This window comes from Collimonas sp. OK242, from assembly GCF_900107095.1.
GTDB lineage: Bacteria > Pseudomonadota > Gammaproteobacteria > Burkholderiales > Burkholderiaceae_D > Collimonas.
This window is the reverse complement of record NZ_FNOR01000013.1, coordinates 82,745-106,038: the sequence shown is the minus strand read 5'-3', so window position 1 is coordinate 106,038 and position 23,294 is coordinate 82,745. Positions and strand designations below refer to the sequence as shown.

At 59.7% G+C, this 23,294-nt stretch carries 21 protein-coding genes; 14 read left to right on the top strand and 7 right to left on the bottom strand.

Annotation, left to right across the window (positions count from 1 at the left end; all coding sequences use genetic code 11):
* The first annotated feature begins 187 nt into the window (after positions 1–187).
* The 8 genes from BLV81_RS15715 to BLV81_RS15680 all read left to right on the top strand — a co-directional run bounded on the left by BLV81_RS15715 (position 188) and on the right by BLV81_RS15680 (position 7,969).
* Positions 188–1,366 (top strand): pyridoxal phosphate-dependent aminotransferase, encoded by a 1,179-nt coding sequence (locus BLV81_RS15715; protein WP_092357915.1) that lies wholly within the window; start codon positions 188–190, stop codon positions 1,364–1,366.
* A gap of 238 nt (positions 1,367–1,604) precedes the next feature.
* Positions 1,605–2,561 carry a sugar ABC transporter substrate-binding protein gene (locus tag BLV81_RS15710; protein WP_092357913.1) on the top strand — a complete coding sequence of 319 codons (957 nt, stop codon included), beginning with the start codon at positions 1,605–1,607 and terminating at the stop codon, positions 2,559–2,561.
* Between the two features lie 117 nt (positions 2,562–2,678).
* Positions 2,679–4,274: a sugar ABC transporter ATP-binding protein gene (locus BLV81_RS15705; RefSeq protein ID WP_092357911.1), complete on the top strand. Its 1,596-nt coding sequence runs from the start codon at positions 2,679–2,681 to the stop codon at positions 4,272–4,274.
* A 30-nt stretch (positions 4,275–4,304) separates the two neighbouring features.
* Positions 4,305–5,270, top strand: a complete 966-nt coding sequence (locus tag BLV81_RS15700) for an ABC transporter permease (RefSeq protein WP_092357909.1) — start codon at positions 4,305–4,307, stop codon at positions 5,268–5,270.
* A gap of 58 nt (positions 5,271–5,328) precedes the next feature.
* Positions 5,329–6,321 (top strand): LacI family DNA-binding transcriptional regulator, encoded by a 993-nt coding sequence (locus BLV81_RS15695; protein ID WP_092357907.1) that lies wholly within the window; start codon positions 5,329–5,331, stop codon positions 6,319–6,321.
* Between the two features lie 40 nt (positions 6,322–6,361).
* Positions 6,362–7,276, top strand: a complete 915-nt coding sequence (gene rbsK, locus BLV81_RS15690) for a ribokinase (protein WP_092357905.1) — start codon at positions 6,362–6,364, stop codon at positions 7,274–7,276.
* A gap of 1 nt (position 7,277) precedes the next feature.
* Positions 7,278–7,670 carry a D-ribose pyranase gene (gene rbsD / locus BLV81_RS15685; RefSeq protein ID WP_092357903.1) on the top strand — a complete coding sequence of 131 codons (393 nt, stop codon included), beginning with the start codon at positions 7,278–7,280 and terminating at the stop codon, positions 7,668–7,670.
* Between the two features lie 53 nt (positions 7,671–7,723).
* Positions 7,724–7,969 carry a DUF3717 domain-containing protein gene (locus BLV81_RS15680; protein ID WP_092357901.1) on the top strand — a complete coding sequence of 82 codons (246 nt, stop codon included), beginning with the start codon at positions 7,724–7,726 and terminating at the stop codon, positions 7,967–7,969.
* Here BLV81_RS15680 and BLV81_RS15675 read toward each other — a convergent pair.
* The gene (locus BLV81_RS15675) at positions 7,958–9,472 is read right to left on the bottom strand and encodes a B12-binding domain-containing radical SAM protein (RefSeq protein WP_092357899.1); all 1,515 of its coding nucleotides are present in this window, start codon (positions 9,470–9,472) and stop codon (positions 7,958–7,960) included. The two genes, BLV81_RS15680 and BLV81_RS15675, sit on opposite strands and share 12 nt — an antisense overlap.
* A 55-nt stretch (positions 9,473–9,527) precedes the next feature.
* The gene (locus BLV81_RS15670; protein ID WP_092357897.1) at positions 9,528–11,156 is read right to left on the bottom strand and encodes an ABC transporter permease; all 1,629 of its coding nucleotides are present in this window, start codon (positions 11,154–11,156) and stop codon (positions 9,528–9,530) included.
* A 178-nt stretch (positions 11,157–11,334) separates the two neighbouring features.
* On the opposite strand from BLV81_RS15670, the gene BLV81_RS15665 reads away from it, so the two are divergent.
* Entirely contained in the window at positions 11,335–12,411 is a 1,077-nt protein-coding gene (locus BLV81_RS15665; RefSeq protein ID WP_092357896.1) for an ABC transporter ATP-binding protein, read from the top strand.
* A 186-nt stretch (positions 12,412–12,597) separates the two neighbouring features.
* Here the strand turns inward: BLV81_RS15665 and BLV81_RS15660 are convergent, their stop codons facing one another.
* Positions 12,598–13,632, bottom strand: a complete 1,035-nt coding sequence (locus BLV81_RS15660; protein WP_092357894.1) for a Fe(3+) ABC transporter substrate-binding protein — start codon at positions 13,630–13,632, stop codon at positions 12,598–12,600.
* 204 nt (positions 13,633–13,836) lie between these two features.
* Between BLV81_RS15660 and BLV81_RS15655 the strand changes: the two genes are divergently transcribed.
* From BLV81_RS15655 to BLV81_RS15645, 3 genes are all read left to right on the top strand, one after another.
* Positions 13,837–15,021, top strand: a complete 1,185-nt coding sequence (locus BLV81_RS15655; protein WP_092357892.1) for a patatin-like phospholipase family protein — start codon at positions 13,837–13,839, stop codon at positions 15,019–15,021.
* A gap of 5 nt (positions 15,022–15,026) precedes the next feature.
* Positions 15,027–15,836 carry a M15 family metallopeptidase gene (locus BLV81_RS15650; RefSeq protein WP_255365257.1) on the top strand — a complete coding sequence of 270 codons (810 nt, stop codon included), beginning with the start codon at positions 15,027–15,029 and terminating at the stop codon, positions 15,834–15,836.
* A 104-nt stretch (positions 15,837–15,940) separates the two neighbouring features.
* Positions 15,941–16,495, top strand: a complete 555-nt coding sequence (locus BLV81_RS15645) for a phasin family protein (protein ID WP_092358050.1) — start codon at positions 15,941–15,943, stop codon at positions 16,493–16,495.
* Between the two features lie 69 nt (positions 16,496–16,564).
* Here the strand turns inward: BLV81_RS15645 and BLV81_RS15640 are convergent, their stop codons facing one another.
* Positions 16,565–17,479: a LysR family transcriptional regulator gene (locus BLV81_RS15640; protein ID WP_092357891.1), complete on the bottom strand. Its 915-nt coding sequence runs from the start codon at positions 17,477–17,479 to the stop codon at positions 16,565–16,567.
* A gap of 136 nt (positions 17,480–17,615) precedes the next feature.
* On the opposite strand from BLV81_RS15640, the gene BLV81_RS15635 reads away from it, so the two are divergent.
* Together BLV81_RS15635 and ygiD are read left to right on the top strand one after the other, a co-directional pair.
* Positions 17,616–18,032, top strand: coding sequence for a DoxX family protein (locus BLV81_RS15635; protein WP_092357890.1), 417 nt, complete (start codon positions 17,616–17,618; stop codon positions 18,030–18,032).
* A 20-nt stretch (positions 18,033–18,052) separates the two neighbouring features.
* On the top strand, positions 18,053–18,850 hold the full coding sequence (gene ygiD, locus BLV81_RS15630) for a 4,5-DOPA-extradiol-dioxygenase (protein WP_176992852.1): 798 nt from the start codon (positions 18,053–18,055) through the stop codon (positions 18,848–18,850).
* A gap of 28 nt (positions 18,851–18,878) precedes the next feature.
* On the opposite strand, the gene BLV81_RS15625 is transcribed toward ygiD, so the two are convergent.
* The 3 genes from BLV81_RS15625 to BLV81_RS15615 all read right to left on the bottom strand — a co-directional run bounded on the left by BLV81_RS15625 (position 18,879) and on the right by BLV81_RS15615 (position 23,248).
* Positions 18,879–20,096, bottom strand: coding sequence for a phospholipase D-like domain-containing protein (locus BLV81_RS15625; RefSeq protein ID WP_092358046.1), 1,218 nt, complete (start codon positions 20,094–20,096; stop codon positions 18,879–18,881).
* 11 nt (positions 20,097–20,107) lie between these two features.
* Entirely contained in the window at positions 20,108–20,767 is a 660-nt protein-coding gene (locus tag BLV81_RS15620; RefSeq protein ID WP_092357888.1) for a MotA/TolQ/ExbB proton channel family protein, read from the bottom strand.
* Between the two features lie 84 nt (positions 20,768–20,851).
* The gene (locus BLV81_RS15615; RefSeq protein ID WP_092357886.1) at positions 20,852–23,248 is read right to left on the bottom strand and encodes a TonB-dependent receptor; all 2,397 of its coding nucleotides are present in this window, start codon (positions 23,246–23,248) and stop codon (positions 20,852–20,854) included.
* Positions 23,249–23,294 lie beyond the last annotated feature (46 nt).

Sequence of the window (23,294 nt, the reverse complement as noted above, 5' to 3'; positions counted from 1 at the left end):
GCTTAGAAGAAGCCGCTCATCGAGCGGCTTTTTTATTGCCGCGGCGACCACTGCGACGATTGGCTTGGTGATTCCACCGTGCCACAACGCGGGATGCTTCAGCTACACTTCCTGACATGCTTGGTTGTCGCCGGCCAGCTTTCGCCGGCATTGTTTTCCGCTCAATTACCGCTCACCGGATATTGCCATGCCTTTGGATCATCCTGCTGTCGCCCGCGCCGTGGTGCGCCAACTTGAAGCCTCGCGTATCCGCGAGGTCGCCAACGCCGGTATGGGCCGCGGCGACGTATTGCCGTTCTGGTTCGGCGAGCCGGATCAGGTGACCCCGGGCTTCATTCGCGATGCGGCCAAGGCCGGACTCGATGACGGCGACACGTTTTACACCCACAACTACGGCATCCCGCCTTTGCGCGCGGCGATTGCCGCTTATTTATCTGCCCTGCACCAACCGCTGGACGCTGGCCGGATAGCGGTCACTTCCTCCGGCGTATCGGCACTGATGGTGTTGTCGCAACTGATCATCAACCCTGGCGACCGGGTGGTGGCGGTAACGCCGCTGTGGCCGAACGTCGCCGAAATCCCGAAAATCCTCGGCGCCGAAGTCGTGCGGGTGGCCTTGCAGTTCGGCCAGACCTGGGAACTCGATCTGCAGCAGTTGTTGGACGCCTTGACGCCGGACACCCGCGCAGTCTTGCTGAATTCGCCGAATAATCCGACCGGCTGGGTCATGCCGCGCGAGCAGCAGGAAATCGTGCTGGCGCACTGCCGCCGGCACGGCATCTGGATCGTAGCCGACGACGTCTATGAACGGCTGGTGTACACCGAGCAGGCCGACGCACCGCAGTGTGCGCCGTCCTTCCTGGACATCGCCGCTGCCGACGACCGGCTGATTTCATCCAACAGTTTTTCCAAATCCTGGCTGATGACCGGCTGGCGGCTCGGCTGGCTGGTGGCGCCGCCGGCGCTGATGACGGATATCGGCAAGCTGATCGAGTACAACACTTCCTGCGCACCGGGGTTCATACAACGCGCCGGCGTCGTCGCCATCGAGCGCGGCGACGAAATCATCGGCAACACGGTGGCCCGTTACCGTGCAGCGCGTGATTTCCTGTATCAGCGCTTGAACGCCTTGCCGGGGATTACTGCGCCGCGGCCGAAGGGCGCAATGTATCTGTTCTTCCGCGTCGACGGCGTCGACGATAGCCTGGCGCTGTGCAAGCAGCTGGTGCGCGATGCCGGACTGGGCCTGGCGCCGGGCAATGCCTTCGGCCCCGAAGGCGAAGGTTATGTGCGCTGGTGTTTTGCCAGTTCGCTGGAACGTCTGGCAGATGGCGCGCAGCGCCTGGAGCGCTACTTGTCGGCCTGATCGGGACCCGGCTTGAAGATCAGCATCTTTCCAAATCAGCCTCCCGGGCAATTTTTGTCGTTTTATCAAGCAATACGGCGACCTTGAATTTTCCCCGGATCTGGTGCTATCATCAACTCGCGCAAACGTTTGCGCGTTCCAAATGATGGCATGCCGATCCGAACGGATATGCCGTTCAGCAAGCATTTAATAGCGGCACTCAAAAACCGCATTCAATAACATTTTCAGGAGACTTTCGATGAATACCCGTATCCGCCTCAAGCTGATTGCTGCCACTGTTCTGGTCTGTGCCTTGCCGTCTCTGCCTGCCATGGCGCAAACCGCCGCCAAACCAAAGGTTGCGCTGGTGATGAAATCGCTGGCCAATGAATTTTTCCTGACCATGGAAAACGGCGCCAAGGAACATCAGAAAGCCCACGCCGCCCAATATGAGCTGATTGCCAACGGCATCAAGGACGAGCAAGACACTTCGAACCAGATCAAGATCGTCGAGCAGATGATCGTTTCCAAGGTCAACGGCCTGGTAATCGCTCCCGCCGATTCGAAAGCGCTGGTGCCCGTCATCAAGAAAGCTATCGACGCCGGCATCATCGTGGTGAATATCGACAACAAGCTGGACGACGCAGCGCTCAAGGAAAAAGGCATCACGGTGCCGTTCGTCGGCCCGGACAACCGCAAGGGCGCCAAGCTGGTCGGCGACTACCTGGCCAAGCAGATCAAGCGCGGCGACAAGGTCGGCATCATCGAAGGCGTGTCCACCACCATCAATGCGCAGCAGCGCACCCTGGGCTTCCAGGATGCCATGAGCGCGGTTGGCGCGAACGTGGTTGGGGTGCAATCCGGCCAATGGGAAATGGCCCCGGGCAACCAGATTGCCGCCGCCATGCTGAATGCGCATCCGGACATCAAGGCATTGCTGGCTGGTAACGACAACATGGCCCTGGGCGCGGTCGCTGCCGTCAAGGCTGCCGGCAAGACCGGCAAAGTGCTGGTGGTTGGCTACGACAACATCAACGCCATCAAGCCGATGCTGAAAGATGGCCGCGTGCTGGCGACAGCCGATCAGTTTGCTTCGCAACAAGCGGTGTTCGGCATCGAGACGGTATTGAAGGCGATTACCGACAAAAAAGCCCAGAACACGCTCGGCGGCACGGTTGAAACCAAGGTTGCGCTGGTGACCAAAGACAGCAAGTAATTAACGTAACTGCGCAACGTAATTGCGGGACAGGGTTGAGGAGCCGCCGAGCCAAGCGTGCGGCGGCTTACCCTGTTCCCAATCAGCTTAAGTACAGCTGTCATGGTGGAGGACAGAATGTCCAATGAATTCAACGCGGCGCACCAGTCTGAGGTGCGTGCCGCTGCATCCGCAGTTCCTTTATTAAGCTTGAGCGGAATTGGCAAAACCTACGTCGAACCGGTATTGAGCGAGGTCTCAATCAGCATCAGTCCCGGTCAGATACTTGCCCTGACCGGTGAAAACGGCGCCGGCAAAAGCACGCTGTCGAAAATCGTCTGCGGCCTGGTAGACGCGACCACCGGCAGCATGCTGCTCGACGGCCATAGCTACCGGCCGGGTTCGCGCAAGGAAGCCGAGCATCTCGGCATCCGTATGGTGATGCAGGAACTGAATCTGATTCCAACCCTGAGCATTGCCGAAAACCTGTACTTCAACCAGCTGCCGCACCGCTTCGGCTGGATCGACAAGGTTGCGCTGGCGCAGGCTACGCGAGTCCAGATGGCGGCGGTAGGCATGGCCGATATCGATCCCTGGACGCCGGTCGGCGAGCTGGGTGTGGGCCATCAGCAAATGGTGGAGATTGCGCGCAACCTGATCGGCAGCTGCCGCTTGCTGGTGCTGGACGAACCTACCGCCATGCTGACCAGCCGCGAGGTCGAATTACTGTTCACGCAGATTGCGCGGCTGCAGTCGGAAGGCGTCGCCATCATCTATATCTCGCATCGGCTGGAAGAGTTGAAGCGGGTTGCCGACCGCATCGCCGTATTGCGCGATGGCCGGCTGGTATGCGACGACGCTATCGGCGGCTACAGCACGGACGCGCTGGTGCAGCTGATGGTCGGCCGCGCTGCGGAAGCTGAACTCGATCTAGGCCATCGCAGCATCGGCGCAGCTTTGCTGCGCGTGCGCGATATTGGCCGCGGCGCGGTGGTTGCGCCTACCTCATTCGATTTACACGCGGGCGAAATTCTCGGCGTCGCCGGCTTGATCGGCTCTGGCCGCACCGAATTGCTGCGCCTGATTTTCGGTGCGGATCGCGCCGATCAGGGTGAAATATTCATCGGCGATCAAGCGCAAGCGGCGAAAATTTCATCGCCGAAAGCAGCCATCGCAGCCGGCATCGCCATGATCACCGAGGACCGCAAGAGCCAGGGCTTGCTGCTGTCGCAATCGATCGGACTCAACACTACGCTGGCCAAGCTGTCTTCTGTCAGCCAGTTCGGGGTGCTGGATAAGCAGGCAGAAGCCGAGGTCGCCGGCGACTACATCAAGCGCTTGCGGATCCGCTCGCGCAACGGCCTGCAGGCAGCGGGAGAACTTTCCGGCGGCAACCAGCAGAAGGTGGTTATCGCGCGCTGGCTATATCGCGATTGCCCGATCATGCTGTTCGACGAGCCGACCCGCGGCATCGATATCGGCGCCAAATTCGATATCTACAAGCTGCTGGCCGAACTGTCGCGGCAAGGCAAGGGGCTGTTGATCGTTTCCAGCGACCTGCGCGAACTGATGCTGATTTGCGACCGCATCGCAGTGATGAGCGCCGGCAAGCTGGTCGACACCTTCGTGCGCGGCGAATGGAGCCAGGAGAAGATTCTGGCGGCAGCCTTCAGCGGCTACGTGAATGGCAACGGCAATATTCCTGCAGACACAACAAGCGCGCAAGCCGCCTGAAGCGCGCCGCATACAACATAATCGAAAATCATGACAATTCTCTCTGTTACCCGAAGCATGTCCGGCCTGAAGAATTACCTGGGCCTGATCGGCGCGCTGCTTGCGATGTGCGTGCTGTTTTCTATCTTAAGCGAAAATTTCCTGACCTCCGCCACGTTCACTACTTTATCCAACGACATTCCGACGCTGGTGGTGATGGCAGTCGGCATGACCTTTGTGCTGATCATCGGCGGCATCGACCTTTCGGTCGGTTCGGTGATGGCGCTGGCGGCCTCGGTGCTGTCGATGGCGATGGTGCGCTGGGGCTGGCCTTTGTTTACGGCCGCCGTGCTGGGCGTGTTCGTGGCCAGTCTGTGCGGCATGCTGACCGGCCTGATTTCGGTCGGCTGGCGCATTCCTTCGTTCATCGTCTCGCTGGGCGTGCTGGAAATGGCGCGCGGCCTGGCTTATCAGGTCACCAATTCGCGCACTGAATATATCGGCAGCGCGGTGGACGGCATCAGTTCGCCGATCTTGTTCGGCATGTCGCCGGCCTTCCTGTCCGCCATCCTGATCGTCATCGTCGGTCAGCTGGTATTGACCAAGACCGTGCTGGGACGCCACTGGATCGGCATCGGCACCAATGAGGAGGCGGTGCGCTTGTCCGGCATCAATCCGCGTCCTAGCAAGGTGCTGGTGTTTGCCTTGATGGGTTTGCTGGCCGGCGTCGGCGCGCTGTTCCAGGTATCGCGGCTGGAAGCGGCCGATCCGAACGGCGGCGTCGGCCTGGAACTGCAGGTGATTGCGGCGGTGGTGATCGGCGGCACCAGCCTGATGGGCGGGCGCGGCTCGGTGATCAGCACTTTCATCGGCGTCTTGATTATTTCGGTGCTGGAAGCGGGCTTGGCGCAAGTCGGCGTCAGCGAACCGATGAAACGCATCATCACCGGACTGGTGATTGTTGCCGCGGTGGTACTGGATACTTATCGCCGCCGCGGTGAGCGTTCAAGCCATTAATCTTTACATTATCTGTACATTCAGCTACGGCTCCGCAATCAGCAATTGAGTAAATAATATGGCAACCATCAAGGATGTGGCGCGCACGGCCGGGGTCTCATACACCACGGTGTCGCACGTCCTGAACCAGACCCGCCCGGTCAGCGACGATGCCCGGGCGCGGGTATTGGCGGCGGCGGCAGCGCTGGCCTATGTGCCGAGCGCGCTGGCGCGCTCTTTGAAAAGCAAGACTACCGGCAGTATCGGCCTGATTATCCCGAACAACACCAATCCGTATTTTTCAGAAGTGGCGCGCGGCATCGAAGACAGTTGCTATGCCGCCGGCTACAGCGTCATCCTGTGCAATTCGGATGACGATCCAGCCAAGCAGCGCGACTATCTGAATGTGCTGCTGACCAAGCGCTGCGACGGCCTGATCGTGGCGACGCTGGCCCAGACCGATGGCGAACTGCTGCGCAAGATGAAGGTGCCGACCGTGCTGCTGGACCGGGCGCCGAAAGACATGGCGATCGATCTGGTGGCGGTCGACAATGGCGCCGGCGGTGCGCTGGCGGCGGCGCATCTGCTGAGCCTGGGGCGACGCCGCATCGCTTGTATCGGCGGCCCGCAAGACATCGCCATTTCGCGCGAGCGGATCGGCGGTTTGCGCCAGACGTTGCTGGCCGCAGGTGTCGAATTGCCAGAGACCTTGCTGGCCTACGCCGATTTCACCAGCGCCGGCGGTTATCTGGCGGCACGCAGCCTGCTGGCATTGCCGCAAGCGCCGGATGCGATTTTCTGCTGTAACGATCTGATGGCGATCGGCGCTTTGCGCGCTGCGGCGGAGCGCGGCATCGCGGTGCCTGAGGCGCTGGCGGTGGTGGGTTTCGATGATATCGACCTGGCGCAGTTCGTCCATCCGACCTTGACCAGCGTGGCGCAGAATACGCGCAGGCTTGGGCAACTTACCGCCGAATGCCTGTTGCAGCGGATTGCCACGCCCGACCGTCCTTTGCAGCGTATTTCGATTGCCCCGGAATTGCACATCCGCGACTCGACCGTAAAGTCGTGACGACGGGAAGTTCTCGTAACTCTTATTTTTAAGAACACACATGATAGTCATCATCGGCAGTATCAACATGGACCTGGTGCTACGCGTGCCGCGCATGCCGCATCCCGGCGAAACCTTGTCCGGCGGCCGCTTCCAGACCATCGCCGGCGGCAAGGGCGCGAATCAGGCAGTCGCTTGCGCGCGCCTCAGCGCCGATAGCGTGAAGGTGGCGATGATCGCCTGCCTCGGCGACGATGCCTTCGGCGTCGAGCTGCGCGCCGCATTGCGCAACGACGGCGTCGACGACAGCCATGTCAGCACAATGGAAGGCGAAGCTTCCGGCGTGGCCTCGATTCTGGTCGATGCCAGCGGCCAGAACAGTATCGTACTGGCCGCCGGCGCCAACGACGCGCTGAGCCCGGCCCATATCGACGCTGCACGCAGTTTGATCGGACAGGCGCGTATCGTCGTGTTGCAGCTGGAAACGCCGCTGGCCACGGTGCGCCATGCGATCAAGCTGGCGCACGGACTGGGTAAGGTGGTAGTGTTGAATCCGGCGCCTGCGCAAGCCTTGCCTGCCGATTTGCTGGCGCAAGTGGAATATTTGATCCCGAACGAAATCGAGGCGGCCATGCTGGCCGGGCTGAGCGCTGCCAGTCTGGATAATGATGCTGCAATCGAAGCAGCGGTCGCAACATTGCGCGCCGCCGGCAGCGCCAATATACTGGTCACGCTGGGCGCGAAGGGCGTCTATGCCGCGCTGACGTCCGGTTCCGTCCATTTTGCCGCGCAGCCGACCAAGGCGGTCGATACTACCGCCGCCGGCGATACCTTCATCGGCGGCTTTGTCGCGGCGCTGGCCGAAGGCCGCGGCGAAGCCGAGGCCATCGCCTTCGGCCAACGCGCGGCAGCCTTGAGCGTGGCGCGCATCGGTGCGCAAACCTCGATCCCTTACCGTCGCGAACTGGAAGCCTGAGATGAAAAAAAGCCCCTTATTGAATATCGCTCTGTCGCAACTGATTGCATCACTCGGCCACGGCGAAAGTATCGTGATTGGCGATGCCGGTTTGCCGGTGCCGCCCGGCGTGCCGCTGATCGATCTGGCGCTGACGCGCGGCGTGCCCGGCTTCCTGGTGACCTTGCAAACGGTATTGACGGAAATGCAGGTTGAACATCATGTGCTGGCCGACGAACTGCCCTTGCACAGCCCGCAGCTGGCGCAACAGATCGACGCTCTCGGCCTGGCCGACAAGCGGACCTTGTCGCATGCCGATTTCAAGCATATGACGCAGAGCGCCAAAGCCGTTATCCGCAGCGGCGAGTTCACGCCTTACGCCAACATCATTCTGGTGGCCGGCGTGGTTTTTTGACAATACTCTGGCCGAGTAGCTGACAAGCGCCTTTCGGCAGGTACAATAAAGCCATGAATATCTCAATGCCCGAACTGGAACAAGCCATTAATTACTGGCGCCTGCAGCGGCCTGCGGTAGGGGAAGAGTGCGCGTTGTCACCCGAGGTCAACGCGCTCGCCGACGTCTATGCCTTGATGATCATCAATCACAGCAGCAGCGTCGCGCTGGCCTCCATGGGCAGCGTTGCGCAGCAGCTGATCGGCGCCTGGCGCCAAACCATGCAGGACGTCAGTAGCAGCAAGCAATCAATGGGCTAGATGCCGTGCCTGGCGCTTGGGGGCAACCAGGCCCTCAGGTTTGACAGCGAGCGGCGGCAAATCCGTTTGCTTGGCCGCTTTGCCCGCATAGTCCGTGCTGAGCACGGCGTTGACCGCACTCTCGCTCATTCCCTGCAAACGCAACCACTGGCCGACCAGGCCCGCCAGCCGATCCAGTGCAATCCGGTGGGTGGCATCGGTCTTGCCGTACAGCCAGTCGGAAAACGCCATGAAATTGTCAAACGGCGTAGCGCCCAGCAAGATCGGCAACGTGTGGGCGAAGCGGCCTGAATTGGCGACCAGGTCCCAGTAGCGCGAGAACCGTTGCAGGCGCTGCATGGTCGGGAAATCGATCTGCTTGGTCGCCAGGATGGTATAGGGCGGATGCGGGTCGAAGATCAAGCCGTAGGGTTCGGTATGGCGAATGATGGGCGTGCCGCGCAAGCGCTTGAGGATGCCGAACTGGATTTCATGCGGTTGCAGCTCCACCAGGCGATCGAAGCCACGGGCGAAACTGGCGACATCTTCGCCCGGCAGGCCGGCGATCAGGTCGACATGCAGATGCGCCTGCGATTGCTGTATCAGCCAGCGAATGTTCTCTGCCGCTTTTTCATTGTTTTGCTTGCGGCTGACCAGCGCCTGGACTTCCGGATTAAAGCTCTGGATGCCGATTTCGAATTGCAGCGCGCCGGGCGGGAATTGCGAGATCGACTCCTTCAAGGCATCCGGCAAATGATCCGGCACCAGCTCGAAGTGGGCAAATACCGGGTCGTCGGGATTGGCCGCCAGCTTGTCGAGAAAGAATTGCAGGATCTTGAGGCTGGTCTTGACGTTCAGGTTAAACGTGCGGTCGACGAATTTGAACAGCCGTGCGCCGCGCGCATGCAGCGATTCCATCTCGGCCAGGAAATTATCGAGGGCGAAAGGCCATGCGGTCTTGTCCAGCGCCGATAAACAGAATTCGCATTTGAACGGACAGCCGCGCGAGGCTTCCACATACAAGGTGCGATGGGCGATGTCATGCTCGCTGTACAAGCTATATGGCAAGACGATATCGGCCATCGGCGGCTGCACCCCGACATGGACTTTCATCAAGGGCTTCGGGCCATGCAGGATCTGCCGGCATAACTGCGGCAAGGTTACGTCGCCCCAGCCGGTCACCAGATAATCGGCGAGCTGGACGATTTGTTGTTCCGCCGATTCGTAGGACACTTCCGGTCCGCCCAGGACGATCACCATGTCCGGCGCCACCCGTTTCAGCATCGCCACAACCTTGGTGGTTTCCTCGATATTCCAGATATACACGCCGAAGCCGACGATGGTAGTGCCGGTATCGGCCTTGTGCGCCAGCAGTTTCTCGACGATATCGGTGGTCTTGGCGCCGATCACAAATTCGTGCAATTGCGTAGCTTCGCGCAGATCGCCCATGTTCGCCTGCAAATAGCGCAACCCGAGAGAGGCGTGGGAATAACGCGCGTTGAGCGTGGACAGCAAGATGGTCATAATTGGCTAGCGGAAAGTTTGGCGGCAGAAACTGCGGAATGCGTCATTTTACGCCTCAGCGCTTGCTGAGCGCCTGTGTGACCAACAATACCGGAATCAGCCCTACCGCAACAATGGTCAGCGCCGGCAGCGCCGCTTCGCCCAGCCGCTCGTCGCGCGCCAGGTTGTGGGCGATCACCGCCAGCGTATCGGTGTTGAACGGCCGCAGTAACAGGGTGGCTGGCAACTCCTTAACGACATCCACGAACACCATCAGGAATGCGGTCGCCATCGAGCGCCACAGCAGCGGCGCGTGCAAGATGCGGGCGATGCGCCAGCCGCTGCTGCCGAGGGTGCGCGCCGCTTCGTCCAGAGTGGTGGGGATGCGGGCGTAGCCGGCTTCGATTGACTGCACGGCAACCGCGCTAAAGCGCACCAGGTAGGCGTACAAGATACCGATTGAGGTGGCCGTCACCAGAATTCCGACCTGGTTTTGCGGCGCTGCCGTTTGCAGCCATGCCAACGGCAACAGGATGCCCACCGCAATCACTGAGCCGGGAACGGCATAACCCATGCCAGCCATGCGTGTCACCAGGCGCAGCAGCCATAGTTTGAACGGCGGTAAATTGCGGGCTCGCTGCACATAGCTAAGCGCTAACGCTACCGCTACCGCCAGTACTGCGGCGATGGCGCCGAAGCGGAAACTGTTCCAGGCCCAGCCGGCATAACGCAGCAAGTCGACACCGCTATTCAGGTAGGGATCGCTTTCCTGGTGCAGGAATTCGCGCCCCATCAGGCGCAGCAGGATCAATACCGGCAAGATAAAGCCGAGCATGATCGGCAAGCCGCAGATTAGCCAGGCCAGCATGCGCTGGCCATCGCGCAAGGGAGTGAGCCGGGTTTCCTGTGCATCGCTGCGTTGTCCGCGCACGCTGGAAAAGCGCAGCCGCTGCTGGCCCTTGCGTTCGACCCACAACAACAGTGCGACCATAACCAGCAATACCGATGCCAGTTGTGCCGCCGCCATATGACTGTCCATGACCAGCCAGGCCTTATAAATGCCGGTGGTGAAAGTGCTCAGGCCGAAGTAGGCGCCAACGCCGTAGTCGGCCAGCGTTTCCATCAATGCCAGCGCGGCGCCGGCCATCAGCGCCGGCCGCGCCAGCGGCAGCGCCACGCGGCGGATGCGCGCCGCTAAAGGCGTGCCCAGCAAGCGCGCGGCTTCCAGCAGATGCACTCCGCGCTCGTTCAAGGCATTGCGCGCCAGCAGGTAGGTGTAGGGATAGAGCGTAAAAATGAACAGGAAGATCGCACCGGGCAGGCTGCGTATTTCCGGCAGGCGCAAGCCCGGGATGAGCTGGCGCAAACTGCTCTGCAGCAAGCCGCTGTATTGCAGGAAATCGGTATAGGCATAGGCCGACACGTAGGCCGGCATCGCCATGGGCAGCAGCAGCGCCCATTGGAAAAAACGGCGGCCGCGGAATTCGAACAGGCTGACCGTGACCGCGGTGGCGGCGCCGACAAGCACGACACCGGCAGTCACTGCCAATGCCAGCCAGGCGGATGTGCCCAGATAAGCCGGCAACACCGTCTGCATCTGCTGCGACAGCAGATCAAGCGCCGCGGCATCCAGCTGCAGCCAGGCGGCGCCGATGCCGAGTATGGGAACAGCGATCAGCAGCGCGGTTAAGGCGATCAGTGACATGTGTATGAAAGAAGGGAAATGCTGGATTTAAATGAGAGTGCTGTAAACTACGAAACTTCGTACGACACTTCGTACAAAACTTCGTATCAAGTGTCGCAGGACAACTTCGACTTAAGCGGCAGGCAAGCGTTCATCCCGAGCCAGCCGGATTGTAACCAGCTTCATGTACTCTTTTCCCATGTTCCTCACTCTCGATCAGATCAGTGTCAGTTATCCAGGCGCACCAGCGCCAGCGGTGCAAGCCGTGTCGCTGCAGCTTGCTGCCGGCCAGCTCGGAGTGCTGATCGGCCCCTCGGGCAGCGGCAAGACCACCTTGCTGCGTTCGATTGCGGGCCTGGAACAGCCGCAGAGCGGAAAAATCGCCCTGGATCAGGTCTTGCTGGATGGGCCGCAAGCCAGGATCGACGCCGAGCAGCGCCGCATCGGCATGGTGTTCCAGGATTTCGCCTTGTTCCCGCATCTGGACATTGCGGCCAACGTCGGTTTCGGTTTGCATGGCATGTCGCGCCCGCAACGCCTGCGGCGGGTTGAAGAGATGCTGGCGCTGGTGGGCCTGGAAGGCGCGCAGGAAAAATATCCGCATCAATTGTCGGGCGGCCAGCAACAGCGGGTGGCGTTGGCGCGCGCCTTGGCGCCGGAGCCGCGTTTGCTGCTGCTCGATGAGCCTTTTTCCAGCCTGGACATCGAGTTGCGCGAGCGTCTGGCGCATGATGTGCGGCAGATTCTGAAGCAGGCCGGTATGACGGCGCTGATGGTGACCCACGATCAGCTGGAAGCCTTCGCTATCGGCGATGTGGTCGGTGTGATGCAGCACGGCCATCTGCAGCAATGGGCGGCGCCTTACGATTTGTACCATCGTCCGGCGACACGCTTTGTCGCCGATTTCATCGGTCACGGGGTGTTGCTGCCGGGCCGCCTGGTCGACGGCGGCGGCCGGCTGGCAGTATCGACAGTATTGGGCGATTTGCAGGATATCAGCGCATCGGTGTTGCAGGCGCTCCAGGTTCACGGGCGCGATCCGTTTGACGTATTGCTGCGCGCGGATGATATCGTGCATGACGATGCTTCCCCGTTCAAGGCGCGGATCAAGCGCAAGTCTTTCCGCGGCGCGGATTTCTTATACACGCTGCAACTGGCGAGCGGCCAGGAGTTGCTGGCATTAGTGCCGTCCCATCACGATCATGCGATCGATGAGTGGATCGGCATCAAACTGGATGTGAGTCACGTGGTGACCTTTCCTTCATTAATTGCATGACTTTTTGAATAAGTAATCATCATGGCGCAATATATTGTGGTTGGCTTGGAGTTTGGCGTGGTGCTGCTGGTAGGACTGGCGATCTACATGATCAGGAAAAAATAGACAGCTCGCGGCTAGGAAAAAAGGCTGGCGCAGCGCGCGCCAGTCTTCTTGAAGCGTCCCTTTTCGGGCTTTCCCGGTTGCTTATTTGTAGCCGGCGCGATCCAGCAATTGCTGCACTTTCTGCTGGTTGCGGCCAACCGCAGAGACATCGATCACCTCGGCTTTATAAGGGCCGAGCGCATCCAGCGCCGGGTTGCCGCTCTTGACACCTTTGACTGCCGGCGTTTCGTTATTGCCTTCGGCGAAATAACGCTGGGCATCGTCGCTGGACAGGTACTCCAGGAACTTGATAGCCGCTGCACGATGCGGCGCATGCTTGGCGACACCGGCGCCGGCGATATTGACATGGGCGCCGGTGGTGTTCTGGTTAGGCCAGACCACGCCGACTTTTTTCATTACTTCGACATCTTCCGCTTTGCTCGACTTCATCAGTCGCGCAACGTAGTAGGAATTCGAAATCGCCACGCCGCATTCGCCGGAGGCGACCGCCTTGATCTGATCGGTATCGCCACCGACCGGCGAGCGCGCCTGGTTGGCAACGTAATCCTTCAGCAGCGCTTCGGTCTTGGCTTCGCCATGATGCTCCAGCAAGGAGCCGAACAGCGACACATTGTAAGGATGCGAACCGGAACGGGTGCACAGCTTGCCCTTGTTCTTCGGATCGGCCAGCGCTTCGTAGGTCTCGACGTCTTGCGGCCGGATGTTTTGCTGGTTGTAGACGATCACGCGGGCGCGGGTCGAAAAGCCAAACCACTGCGATCCCTTGCCGTCGTCCTTGCCGCGCAGGTTGCGCGGGATGCGTTCATCAAGGATGGCCGATTGCACCGGCTGGAACAGGCCGTCGTTTTCTGCCCGCCACAGACGCGCCGCATCCACCAGCAAAATCACATCCGCCGGACTGGCAGCGCCTTCGCTTTTCAGGCGTGCGATGGTGCCGGCGTCGTCGCCGTCGACGCGATTGATCTTGATGCCGGTGCTTTTCGTGAAGTTGCCATACAGCGCTTCGTCGGTTTGATAGTGGCGTGCGGAATACAGGTTCAACACTTGATCCTGCGCGAAGGCAGCGGCTGAACTGGCGGCCAGGATGGCGCCGGCGACGATAGAGCGCAAAAGCATGGGAACTCCTCTTTTGATGGTGGAATGGTGATTTATTGCCGGTAACAAATTGTTACATTTAAGGCAGGATTACTATAACACAAATGAGAATCGTTACCGTTTATGATGGCCGGATGACAAATTGATGGCATATGCCCGGCCGTCGTCGTCTCTTGGCGCGATCGGTTAATATGGTTGCTCTTCCCAACACAAGATGGGTATCAAATGAGCAATAAAACCACCTCCAAAGCAAACATCCGCACTGAAACCAAAGCCGAATCGCTCACCCCGCGGGTGGCGCTGGTGCTGCAGGGCGGGGGCGCGCTGGGGGCGTATCAGGCCGGGGTCTATCATGCGATGCACGAGAACGGCCTGACGCCGGACTGGGTGGTGGGAACCTCGATCGGCGCCATCAACGCCGCCATCATCGCCGGTAACGAACGCGATCTGCGCTTATCGCGACTGAAGGAGTTCTGGGAGCAGGTCGGCCATGGCGACCTGATGGATATGAGTAAAGTCACCGATGGCGCGCGCCAGTTCAATACCTGGTGGACCACGGCTGACGTCACCACCCGCGGCGTGCCGGGATTTTTCTCGCCGCGCTCGCCGAATCCCTTTGTGCTGGGCTGGCCGGTCCTGCCTGAGCAAGCCAGTTTTTACGATACTGCCCCGCTGGCCGAAACGCTGGCACGTCTGGTCGATTTCAAGCATCTGAACGCTCCCGGCGCCATGCGCCTGACCGTGAGTGCGATGAAGGTGGCGTGCGGCAGCCTGGTCAACTTCGATTCCCGCGAGCGGCAGATCGGAGTTGAGCACATCATGGCCAGCGGCGCCTTGCCGCCCGGTTTTGCGCCGGTACGGATAGACGGCGAGCTGTACTGGGATGGCGGCTTGTATTCGAATACGCCGCTGGAAGTTGTGCTGGACGACGAATCCAAGGCCGATGTCGATGGCAACACGCTATGCGTCATGGTGGATTTGTGGAGCGCCAACGGTCCCGAGCCGGTGACGCTGGACCAGATCACCAATCGTCAGAAGGACGTGACCTTTGCTTCACGTTCAGAGCGCCATATCGAAAATTATTTGCGCATGTATCAACTGCGGCGGGCTGCGAAAGCGTTGTATGACAAGCTGCCGCCAGCGTTGCGCAGCAAGGCCGACCTCAAGGAGTTCCAAGGCTTGAACGACGACAGCACGATTCATATCGTGCGCCTGCGTTACAGCGGCCGCGACTGGAACATGCCATCCAAGGACATCAATTTTTCGCGCGGCTCGATCGAATGGCGTTGGGAGCAGGGTTATGCCGACGCCATGCAGGCCGGCGAGCGGATCCGGGCCAACGCCGACACCTTCGGCAATTCCGACGCCGGCCTGGTGGTGCATGAACTGGTCATGCCGCCGGTGAGCTGAAGCCGATGGCGCTGTTCTCCATTCCTGTTGCCGGCTTGCGTCTGTCCATGCTGCTGGTGATTCCGCTGCTGGCCGGCCTGGCGCCGCATGCGCATGCACGATCCGGCACTTCCGGGCTTGATGCCGAACAATGCGCGATCCTCAAGCAGCATGTGCTGCAGCCTGGCGCGCCGGTCGCTTGCCGGCAGCTGCAAATAGTGCGTTTCTCGTATGTCGACTTTGACCGGGCACGTCACGACGACGGCGAGATCATGGTGATGGCTGCAGTTGCGCCGCAGGTGAAGGCGCTGTTTGACGAACTTCTCAAGCGCCGTTTCCCGCTTGCGCAGGCCCGCCTGATGGAGCATTATCAAGGCAACGACGACGCATCGATGGCGGAAAATAATAGCTCGGCCTTTAACGACCGGCCGATTACCGGCGGCAGCTCAGTGTCCCTGCATGCCTACGGTTTGGCGATCGATATTAATCCTTTGCAAAATCCGTATGTGCAGCGTGATGCCCAGGGGCGGCTGGCTTACAGTCCGCCGGCTGGCCAGGCGTACGGCAAACGGCAAGCAAGCCGGCCGGGAAGCAGTGAACAAATCGTGGAACTATTCGCGCAGCATGGCTTTCTGATTTGGGGTGGCGACTGGAAAAAACCTGTCGATTACCAGCATTTCCAGGTCAGCCGCAAGCTGGCTGAGCGGATGGCGAAACTGCCGGCGCCGCAGGCGCGCCAGGTGTTCGAAAGTACGGTTGTCGCCTACCGCGCTTGCCGTACCGGTCATGGCGGCAAGCCGCAAGGCAGGAAGGCTTGCGCCGCAACAGACAGTTAGTGGATTGTCAGGTTTGGCGGGAGGCAAATGCACATTTTGCTTACAGAATGTGCAATATTGCCATGTTGATAGCGAGAGATGATTTGTTCACACAGGAGAAGGCCATGTTTTCGTTTCATGAAAAGTTTGCCGAAGCAACCAAAGCACATTTTGAAGCCCAGTTGGCATTGCTCAATACCCTGACCGCAAAAACCTTCGAGGGCGTTGAAAAAGTCATCGAACTCAATCTCAATGCCGCCAAGGCGTCAATGGGAGAATCCGGGGACGCCACCAAGCAACTGCTGAGCGCCAAGGACCCGCAGGAATTCCTCTCCATCTCGGCCGCGCAAGCCAAGCCGCGAGCCGAAAAGGCAGTAGCCTACGGCCGCCACCTGGCCGGCATCGCTTCCGGCGCCCAGGCTGAGTATACGCGCGCAGCAGAAGCGCAAGTTGCGGAAACCAGCCGCCGCATCAATGCCTTGATAGAAGAGGTCAGCAAGAGCGCGCCAGCCGGTTCGGAAAACGCGATCTCGATCTTGAAATCGGTGATCAGCAACGCCAACGCAGGTTATGAACAGCTGACCAAGAACGCCAAGCAGGCCGTGGCGACCTTGGAAGCCAACCTGAACAACGCCAGTGAACAAGTGGCCAAGGCTGCCGCGCCCAAGAGCAAGAAGTAAGGCCGGGAAGCAAGGCCGGTAGCGCTTCCAGCTTCAGGATAAAGTAAAGGCCGCAAATGCGGCCTTTATTCATATCGGCAGAGCGCGGTCCCAGGCCGGCACTTCGCCGAATTGCTGCACCAGGAAATCGACAAAGGTGCGGACCTTGGCCGACAAATGCTGACGGCTCGGATACACCGCGTGAATCGCCAGCGCATCGCCATGGTAGTCGGTCAGGATCGGCACCAGGCGGCCGTCGCGGATCGCATCGCCGATGATGAAGGTCGGTTGCCGTATGACGCCCATGCCGGCAACGGCCGCCGCCAGCAGCAGGTCGCCGTTATTGCAATGCAAGCCGCCGCTGATGCGTACCGTGTGGATCTTGCCGCCGCGCTGCAGGCGCCATTCATTGTCCGGCAGCGTGTAGGCATAGGTCAGGCAAGTATGGCGGGCCAGGTCGGCGGGATGCTGCGGTATGCCGTGCTGCGCAAGATAGGCCGGCGCGGCGCAGGTCAGCACATGGGCGGGAGCCAGTTTGCGCATCACCAGGCTGGAATTTTGCAATCTGCCTATGCGTATCGCCAGATCGAAACCTTCCTCGACCAGATCGACAATCCGGTCCGATAGAGTCACATCCAGTTCGACATTGGGGTAGCGTTGCGCATAGAGCGGTAAAAGCAAGCCCAGATGATTGACGGAAAAAGACACCGGTGCATTGATACGCAACACGCCGCTCGGATTGGCGGCGTGCATGCCGGCCGCCAGCGTCGCTTGTTCCAGATCGGCCAGCAGCTGCTGGCAGCGCTCCAGATAGGCGCTGCCGGTATCGGTCAGGCTGAGGCGGCGCGTGCTGCGGTTCAACAGGCGCGCACCCAGGTATTGCTCCAGGTCGGCGATATGCCGCGTCACCGACGGATTCGACAGGTTCAGGCTGCGTGCCGCGCCCGACAGGCTGCCGGTTTCCGTCACCTTGACAAACACCTTCATGGCTTCGAACAGATTCATCGCAAGGCCTTATTATTCTGGAATTCGGAAATAGTATTTCAATAAAACGTCATTTTTCTTTCTATTGCAAGAATATATAGTCACACAAACTCCATGAATTTCCTGGCCGTTAACCATTTCTTGCGAAAGTCCTACCATGAACAGCAACCATCCTGGCATCTACGCCGCCACCTTGCTCAGGCTTACTTTAGGCATCGCGCTGTTGGCGCATGCCTATCTCAAGGTTTTCGTTTTCACTTTGCCGGGCGCTGCCGGTTTCTTTGCCAGCCAGGGTTTTCCGGCCTGGTCGGTCTACCCGGTGGTGGCGGTTGAAGTGCTGACCGGGATTGCCATGGTGCTTGGCCTGCAGGCGCGGATTGCCGCCGTGATTGCGCTGCCGGTATTATTAGGGGCATTATCGGTACATGCCGGCAACGGTTGGGTTTTCACCAGCCCTAACGGCGGTTGGGAATATCCTGCCTTCATGGTGGTCAGCGCCATTGCAGTTGCCTTGCTGGGCAACGGCGCGTTTGCGCTGGGCTCGGCCAAGGCCGGCAAGCAACCTGACAAATAAGCTGATTGAAAGAGATCAAGATGAGCACCATTGCCACCCGCATGCCGGCGTTTTTTTTCGGTCACGGCAGCCCGATGAATGCACTCGAAGACAATCGCTACACCGCGGCCTGGGAGCAGCTGGGCGCCAGCGCGGCGCAGCTGCAGCCGAGGGCGATCCTGTCGGTATCCGCGCATTGGTACACGCGCGGCACCGGTGTCACCGCGATGGCGCAGCCGAAGACCATCCACGATTTCGGCGGCTTTCCGCAAGCGCTGTTCGATGTCCGCTATCCGGCGCCGGGAGATCCGCAACTGGCGGCGCAAGTGCGCGATCTGTTGGCGCCGGTAGCGGTCGCCATGGATCAATCCTGGGGACTCGATCACGGCACCTGGTCGGTGCTGGTCAAAGCCTTTCCCAAGGCCGATGTACCGGTGATACAACTCAGTATCGATGCGACCCAGCCGGCGCAGTTTCATTTTGACCTGGGGCGCAAGCTTGCGGTATTGCGCGAACAGGGTGTGCTGATCATCGGCAGCGGCGATGTGGTGCATAACCTGCGCTTGATGAGCCGCAGCCAGGCTGCGCCGGGATATGACTGGGCCCAACGCTTCAATGACCATATCCGCGCAAGCCTGGTGAGCGGCGATATGCAGTCGCTGATCGACTATGCCGACCAGGGCCAGGATGCGCAATTGTCGGTGCCGACGCCAGAGCACTATCTGCCTTTGCTGTACGTCGCCGGCGCCAAGCAGGATGACGAAACGATTTCGATTGCAGTCGATGGCATCGATATCGGTTCCATCAGCATGCTGACCGCCGTGGTCGGCGCTGTCTGAGGTTAGCTGAGGCCAGGCGCAAGCAGGATTATTCCTGGCCTTTCACCGGCTTGGGATAATCCTTCATCACATCGATAGGCTGCGCATATGCCGAATCCCAGGTTTGCTGGTGCAATTCCGCGATCCGTTGCGCCATCTGTTCATTGCGCAGCACGATTTCCAGGTTGCGCGAATTATCCAGATAGCCGCCGCTCCAGTTGCTGGTGCCTATCCATGCCAGCTGGCCGTCGATCGCCATGGTCTTGCTGTGGATTACGCGGGCGAAAGGAATGAAGCCGGTGCTGGCCTGCGGCAGCGTGACGATCCTGATTTCCATGCCGGGCAGCAGCGCCAGGCTTTTCAAATAAGCGATCGCCGGCTTTTCGGTATTCCAGTTCGACACCATCATCTTGACCTTGACGCCGCGCGCCAGCGCCGCACGGATCGCATCATCAATCACCGCGTAATAAGGACGTGTGCGATTCGGACCGTAGCTTAACGGCGCATAGTCGAGCAGCTGGATCCGGACCTCGGATTTGGCCGCCGCCAGCAGTTTCGGCAATTCCGTTTCCGAGTCGCCGACGCCGGGCGGGTTAAACGCGTTCGGGCTGGCCACCAGGAATGTCGCTTGCCGGTCGTTGGCGGCAACCACGCTTTGGTTAAGTTTCGGCACTTGCTTGCCCTGCGCGATCAGCTCCTGCGCATGCCAGTCGTGTTCGAAGATATTCTGCAGCTGGCTGACGACCGCGGCGTCAGTCACGCGCAAGCCGGTCTCATGGATGTGGGCAAACGAGCGCCAGTCGAAATTCTGGCTGCCGACGTAGGCGGCGCTGCCATCGACCACCAAATATTTCGCGTGGATGATGCCGTTGCCGGTCAGCTTGGAATAATCGAGATAGCGGAATTCCAGATTGGGAATCTGCCTGAGCCTTTCGATGGTAGGCATATCGGAGGCGAATTTTCCTTTTTCTTCCATCAGGAAGCGGATCTTGACGCCGCGCGCACCGGCGGCGGCGAGCCGTGCTATTACCTGCTCGAAGGCCGCGCCAGGCTGGCTCGCCGCATAAAACTGGCCCAGCACGATTTGCTGCCTGGCGGCGTCGAACATTTCGCTCCAGACTTGCAGCGGTTCACGCAAATCGGGCGTTGCCAAGGTGGTTTCCACCGGGGCGGTGTGCACCAGTTCATAACCGGGAATGCTGAATTCGGCCTGGGCGCTGCCGGCGCAACCGAGCAGTATCGCCAGCGTGGTGATCAGCTTATGCATTTCAATTCCCATCAGGCGAGATGCAATTTACCGGATTCTGCCGCCGCCGCATTTATATCGCGCTGCATATCGTTGCCAGCCGCCCGGCCGACGCAGGCACGCAGCATCAATACTTTCAAATGATCGTTGATGCGCTCGATCCGTTCCTGGAACATATTAAAGAAAAACATGCCGACCACCGCGATGCCGATACCCAGCGCTGTCGCATACAAAGCGGTGCCTATACCTTGCGATACCTGGCCCGGATCGGATACGCCGGATACCGCCAGTGCCTTGAAAGTATCGATGATACCCAAAATCGTACCGAGCAGGCCGAGCAGGGGCGCGGCGGTGACGATGGTGTCCAGAATCCACAACCGGTGCTGCACCTCGCCGCGGTTGGCGATGTACACCGATTCGCTGAAATCTTCCAGGTCCTTTTCACTGGCCAGCTGATGTTTTTCCGCCAGGATGTCGGACACCAGCGTCAGCGGCAAGCTGGCACGGGATGTCAGTGCGGCCGGCAGTTCTTGCACGTGCTGCACGGCGTGCGTCATGGCTCTTTCCAGGCCGATTGCCTGGCGTAGCGTGTAGTTGAAAAACAGTCCGCGTTCGACAATCACGAATATCGCCAGGGCGGCACAGGCGTACATCAGATAGAAAGCGAGCTCGTGGAATAATTGCATGTTCATGGTGACCTCTCTGCGCACGAATGCACGTTTGTTGCAGCGGCGGATCCAGCTCAGGGTCCGCCGCCAGGGATTGCTGCAGCTGGATTAGAAATCCGCCATCAGGGTGACGCTAAAGGTACGCGGCGCGCTGACGTAGAAGGTTGGCGGGGTTGCCGGCGCGCTGCTGCCGATCGCGACCGCATTGCTGGTGAACTGGCTGCCGCTGCCGGCATTCAGGTTCAGGTATTGCTTGTCAAAGATATTGTTGAGGTTGAAGCGCAGCGTCGGCTTTTTCAGCCAGGCGGTAGACGGGAAGGTATAACCGGCGCCAGCGTTGAATACCGTATAGCCGCCCAGGCTGTCGTCGTTGACCAGCGTGGTGTAACGCTTGCCGGTGTATTTGGCTTGGCCGAAGACATACCAGCTATCTTGCGCGTACTGCAGGCTCAAGCCGCTTAACCAGTTCGGGGTGTCCGGAAACTCCTTGCCGCCGGTCGGCAGATTGAAGTTGACCGCCCATGGCATGTCCTTTTCCATTTTGCTCTTGATATAGGACAGCGAACCGTACACGCTCAGGTTCTTGGTGAGCGAGTAGCCGGATTCCAGCTCCAGGCCTTTGGAGGTCGAATCGCCGACGTTGTAATCGGTACGATTGCCGGTATCCGGGTTGAACGAGGTGGCTATGCGATTTTTGTAATCGACATAGAAGACCGATCCGGAAAACGTCCATTTGTCGGTCGTGTAACGGTAACCGAGATCGTAGTTCCAAGAGGTTTCCTTATCCACCGGCACATTCCGCACGGTGCCGCCGGTATATACGCCGTTGACGAATTTGCCGCCCGAGATCAAGCCGAAATAAGAGAAATTGCCCGGCGCCTTGAAGTTCTTCGCTGCGTTGAAAAATACCGATTGTGCCGGATCAAGCTGATAGCGGATGCCGACGCTAGGGAGCAGGTCGGAATACGATTTCTGCAAGGTGTAAAAACCAGGCGCGCTCTGGCTCGGGTTGTTGGTGAAGTTGCGGTCTATGCTCGAGTAACGCGCGCCGAGTTGCAGGTTCAGCTTGTCCTGCATCAGACTGATGCTGTCTTGCGCAAAAGCGGATTTCCCGGTGCTGATGGTGAGCGTGTCGCGGTATTGCGCGAAAGAGCCGTCCTGGTTGCGCAGCCAGACATCGGGATTGTTTTGCCAGACGTCGGCGGAATTGCCGTTGTTGTCGATCGGCGCAAATGGACCGGTTTGCTGATGACGCGCGCGTTCGTACCAGTAGCCGACCATCAGCTTGTGGTTGTCGATCTGCTGGTTGTACTTGAGCGTGACACCCGGCCGATAGGTGCGGGTACGGCTGCCTTCATAAGCGAACACAGTGTCCTTGGTATCGCCGTCGCCGTTGACGTCGCGCACGCCGCCGCCCAGCAAGGTGCCGGAATTGCCTTCGCTGACGGTCTGCAATTGATTGCCGCCGGTGCCGAAGCCGTACCACATGTAAGGGCTGACATCGACGCTGGATTGCGGCGCCAGCTGGAAGTGGGCATTCATGGTGGCAAGCCAGTTCTTGAACGGATTCAGGTTGTAGCCGTAATACAGATTTTTATTGCCGGTATTGATGCCGGCGTTCGGTCCGTAGCTTGAATCATTTTGCGCGCCAGGGCCGCCTGGCTGGTGTATCGGCGCGACCGTGCCGAAATCCAGGTTGCGTCCGAACTGGGCGATCTGCGCCTTGGTCAGCGAACGATAGTTGTTGTTCAGGGCCGAGTTGTACATGAAGCCGGTATCGACAAAGCTGCCGCCGCCCAGGTCGAGCTTGCTGTTGAAGTCGACGTGTTCCTTGTCGGCGCGGCCGGTGCCCTTGAATTTGTCTGCCTGTGTCTTGGAATAGGAAACGAAGAACTTGAAGCGGTCGTTGAACAGCTTGCCGGAATCGAGACGCACATAGCCTTTCCACAGGTCATTCGAGCCAAACGTGTACTCGGTACGGAAACGCCGCTGGTCCTCGGGGGTGCACATGGTCATGCCGATATTGCCGCCGGTGGCGCCGACGTGCGGCGCTTCGGTGTCGGTGGAACCCTGGGTGACGAAGATGTCGCACAGGTTTTCCGCATCGGTGTACTCCTGCGGATAGACGGCGAAATTGCCGGAATCGTTGACCGGCGCGCCGTTGATGGTGAAGCCGAGCTGGTCGCTGTTGAAACCGCGCACCCGGATGTTGCCGCCGAACAGGCCGGTGCCGTCGGTATCGTAGCTGTTCACGCCCGGCAGCAGGTTGATCATCTGGAACGGATTGCTGGTGGTGCTTTGCTTGTCCATGTAATCGCGATTGACCGAACTGCGCGCTTTCGCCGATTCTTCCGGCTGGATCAGGCCGGTGCTCTGGCCGCCGCCGGCATCGCCTTGCACGGTGACCTTGCCGACTTCAGATGTGTCCGCAGCGTGGACCAATGGACTGGCGGCGATGAATAACCCGGAGATCAGCAGTGACAGCCGGGTGACTTTGAATTGCATGGCATTACTCCCTGTACGTTTTTTTATGAAATGTAAAAACTAAGTA

Excerpts from the sequence above, each read along its gene's own strand:
- BLV81_RS15715 (WP_092357915.1), top strand. The coding sequence starts at position 188 with ATGCCTTTGGATCATCCTGCTGTCGCCCGCGCCGTGGTGCGCCAACTT.
- BLV81_RS15710 (WP_092357913.1), top strand. The coding sequence starts at position 1,605 with ATGAATACCCGTATCCGCCTCAAGCTGATTGCTGCCACTGTTCTGGTC.
- BLV81_RS15705 (WP_092357911.1), top strand. The coding sequence starts at position 2,679 with ATGTCCAATGAATTCAACGCGGCGCACCAGTCTGAGGTGCGTGCCGCT.
- BLV81_RS15700 (WP_092357909.1), top strand. The coding sequence starts at position 4,305 with ATGACAATTCTCTCTGTTACCCGAAGCATGTCCGGCCTGAAGAATTAC.
- BLV81_RS15695 (WP_092357907.1), top strand. The coding sequence starts at position 5,329 with ATGGCAACCATCAAGGATGTGGCGCGCACGGCCGGGGTCTCATACACC.
- rbsK (WP_092357905.1), top strand. The coding sequence starts at position 6,362 with ATGATAGTCATCATCGGCAGTATCAACATGGACCTGGTGCTACGCGTG.
- rbsD (WP_092357903.1), top strand. The coding sequence starts at position 7,278 with ATGAAAAAAAGCCCCTTATTGAATATCGCTCTGTCGCAACTGATTGCA.
- BLV81_RS15680 (WP_092357901.1), top strand. The coding sequence starts at position 7,724 with ATGAATATCTCAATGCCCGAACTGGAACAAGCCATTAATTACTGGCGC.
- BLV81_RS15675 (WP_092357899.1), bottom strand. The coding sequence starts at position 9,472 with ATGACCATCTTGCTGTCCACGCTCAACGCGCGTTATTCCCACGCCTCT.
- BLV81_RS15670 (WP_092357897.1), bottom strand. The coding sequence starts at position 11,156 with ATGTCACTGATCGCCTTAACCGCGCTGCTGATCGCTGTTCCCATACTC.
- BLV81_RS15665 (WP_092357896.1), top strand. The coding sequence starts at position 11,335 with ATGTTCCTCACTCTCGATCAGATCAGTGTCAGTTATCCAGGCGCACCA.
- BLV81_RS15660 (WP_092357894.1), bottom strand. The coding sequence starts at position 13,632 with ATGCTTTTGCGCTCTATCGTCGCCGGCGCCATCCTGGCCGCCAGTTCA.
- BLV81_RS15655 (WP_092357892.1), top strand. The coding sequence starts at position 13,837 with ATGAGCAATAAAACCACCTCCAAAGCAAACATCCGCACTGAAACCAAA.
- BLV81_RS15650 (WP_255365257.1), top strand. The coding sequence starts at position 15,027 with ATGGCGCTGTTCTCCATTCCTGTTGCCGGCTTGCGTCTGTCCATGCTG.
- BLV81_RS15645 (WP_092358050.1), top strand. The coding sequence starts at position 15,941 with ATGTTTTCGTTTCATGAAAAGTTTGCCGAAGCAACCAAAGCACATTTT.
- BLV81_RS15640 (WP_092357891.1), bottom strand. The coding sequence starts at position 17,479 with ATGAATCTGTTCGAAGCCATGAAGGTGTTTGTCAAGGTGACGGAAACC.
- BLV81_RS15635 (WP_092357890.1), top strand. The coding sequence starts at position 17,616 with ATGAACAGCAACCATCCTGGCATCTACGCCGCCACCTTGCTCAGGCTT.
- ygiD (WP_176992852.1), top strand. The coding sequence starts at position 18,053 with ATGAGCACCATTGCCACCCGCATGCCGGCGTTTTTTTTCGGTCACGGC.
- BLV81_RS15625 (WP_092358046.1), bottom strand. The coding sequence starts at position 20,096 with ATGCATAAGCTGATCACCACGCTGGCGATACTGCTCGGTTGCGCCGGC.
- BLV81_RS15620 (WP_092357888.1), bottom strand. The coding sequence starts at position 20,767 with ATGAACATGCAATTATTCCACGAGCTCGCTTTCTATCTGATGTACGCC.
- BLV81_RS15615 (WP_092357886.1), bottom strand. The coding sequence starts at position 23,248 with ATGCAATTCAAAGTCACCCGGCTGTCACTGCTGATCTCCGGGTTATTC.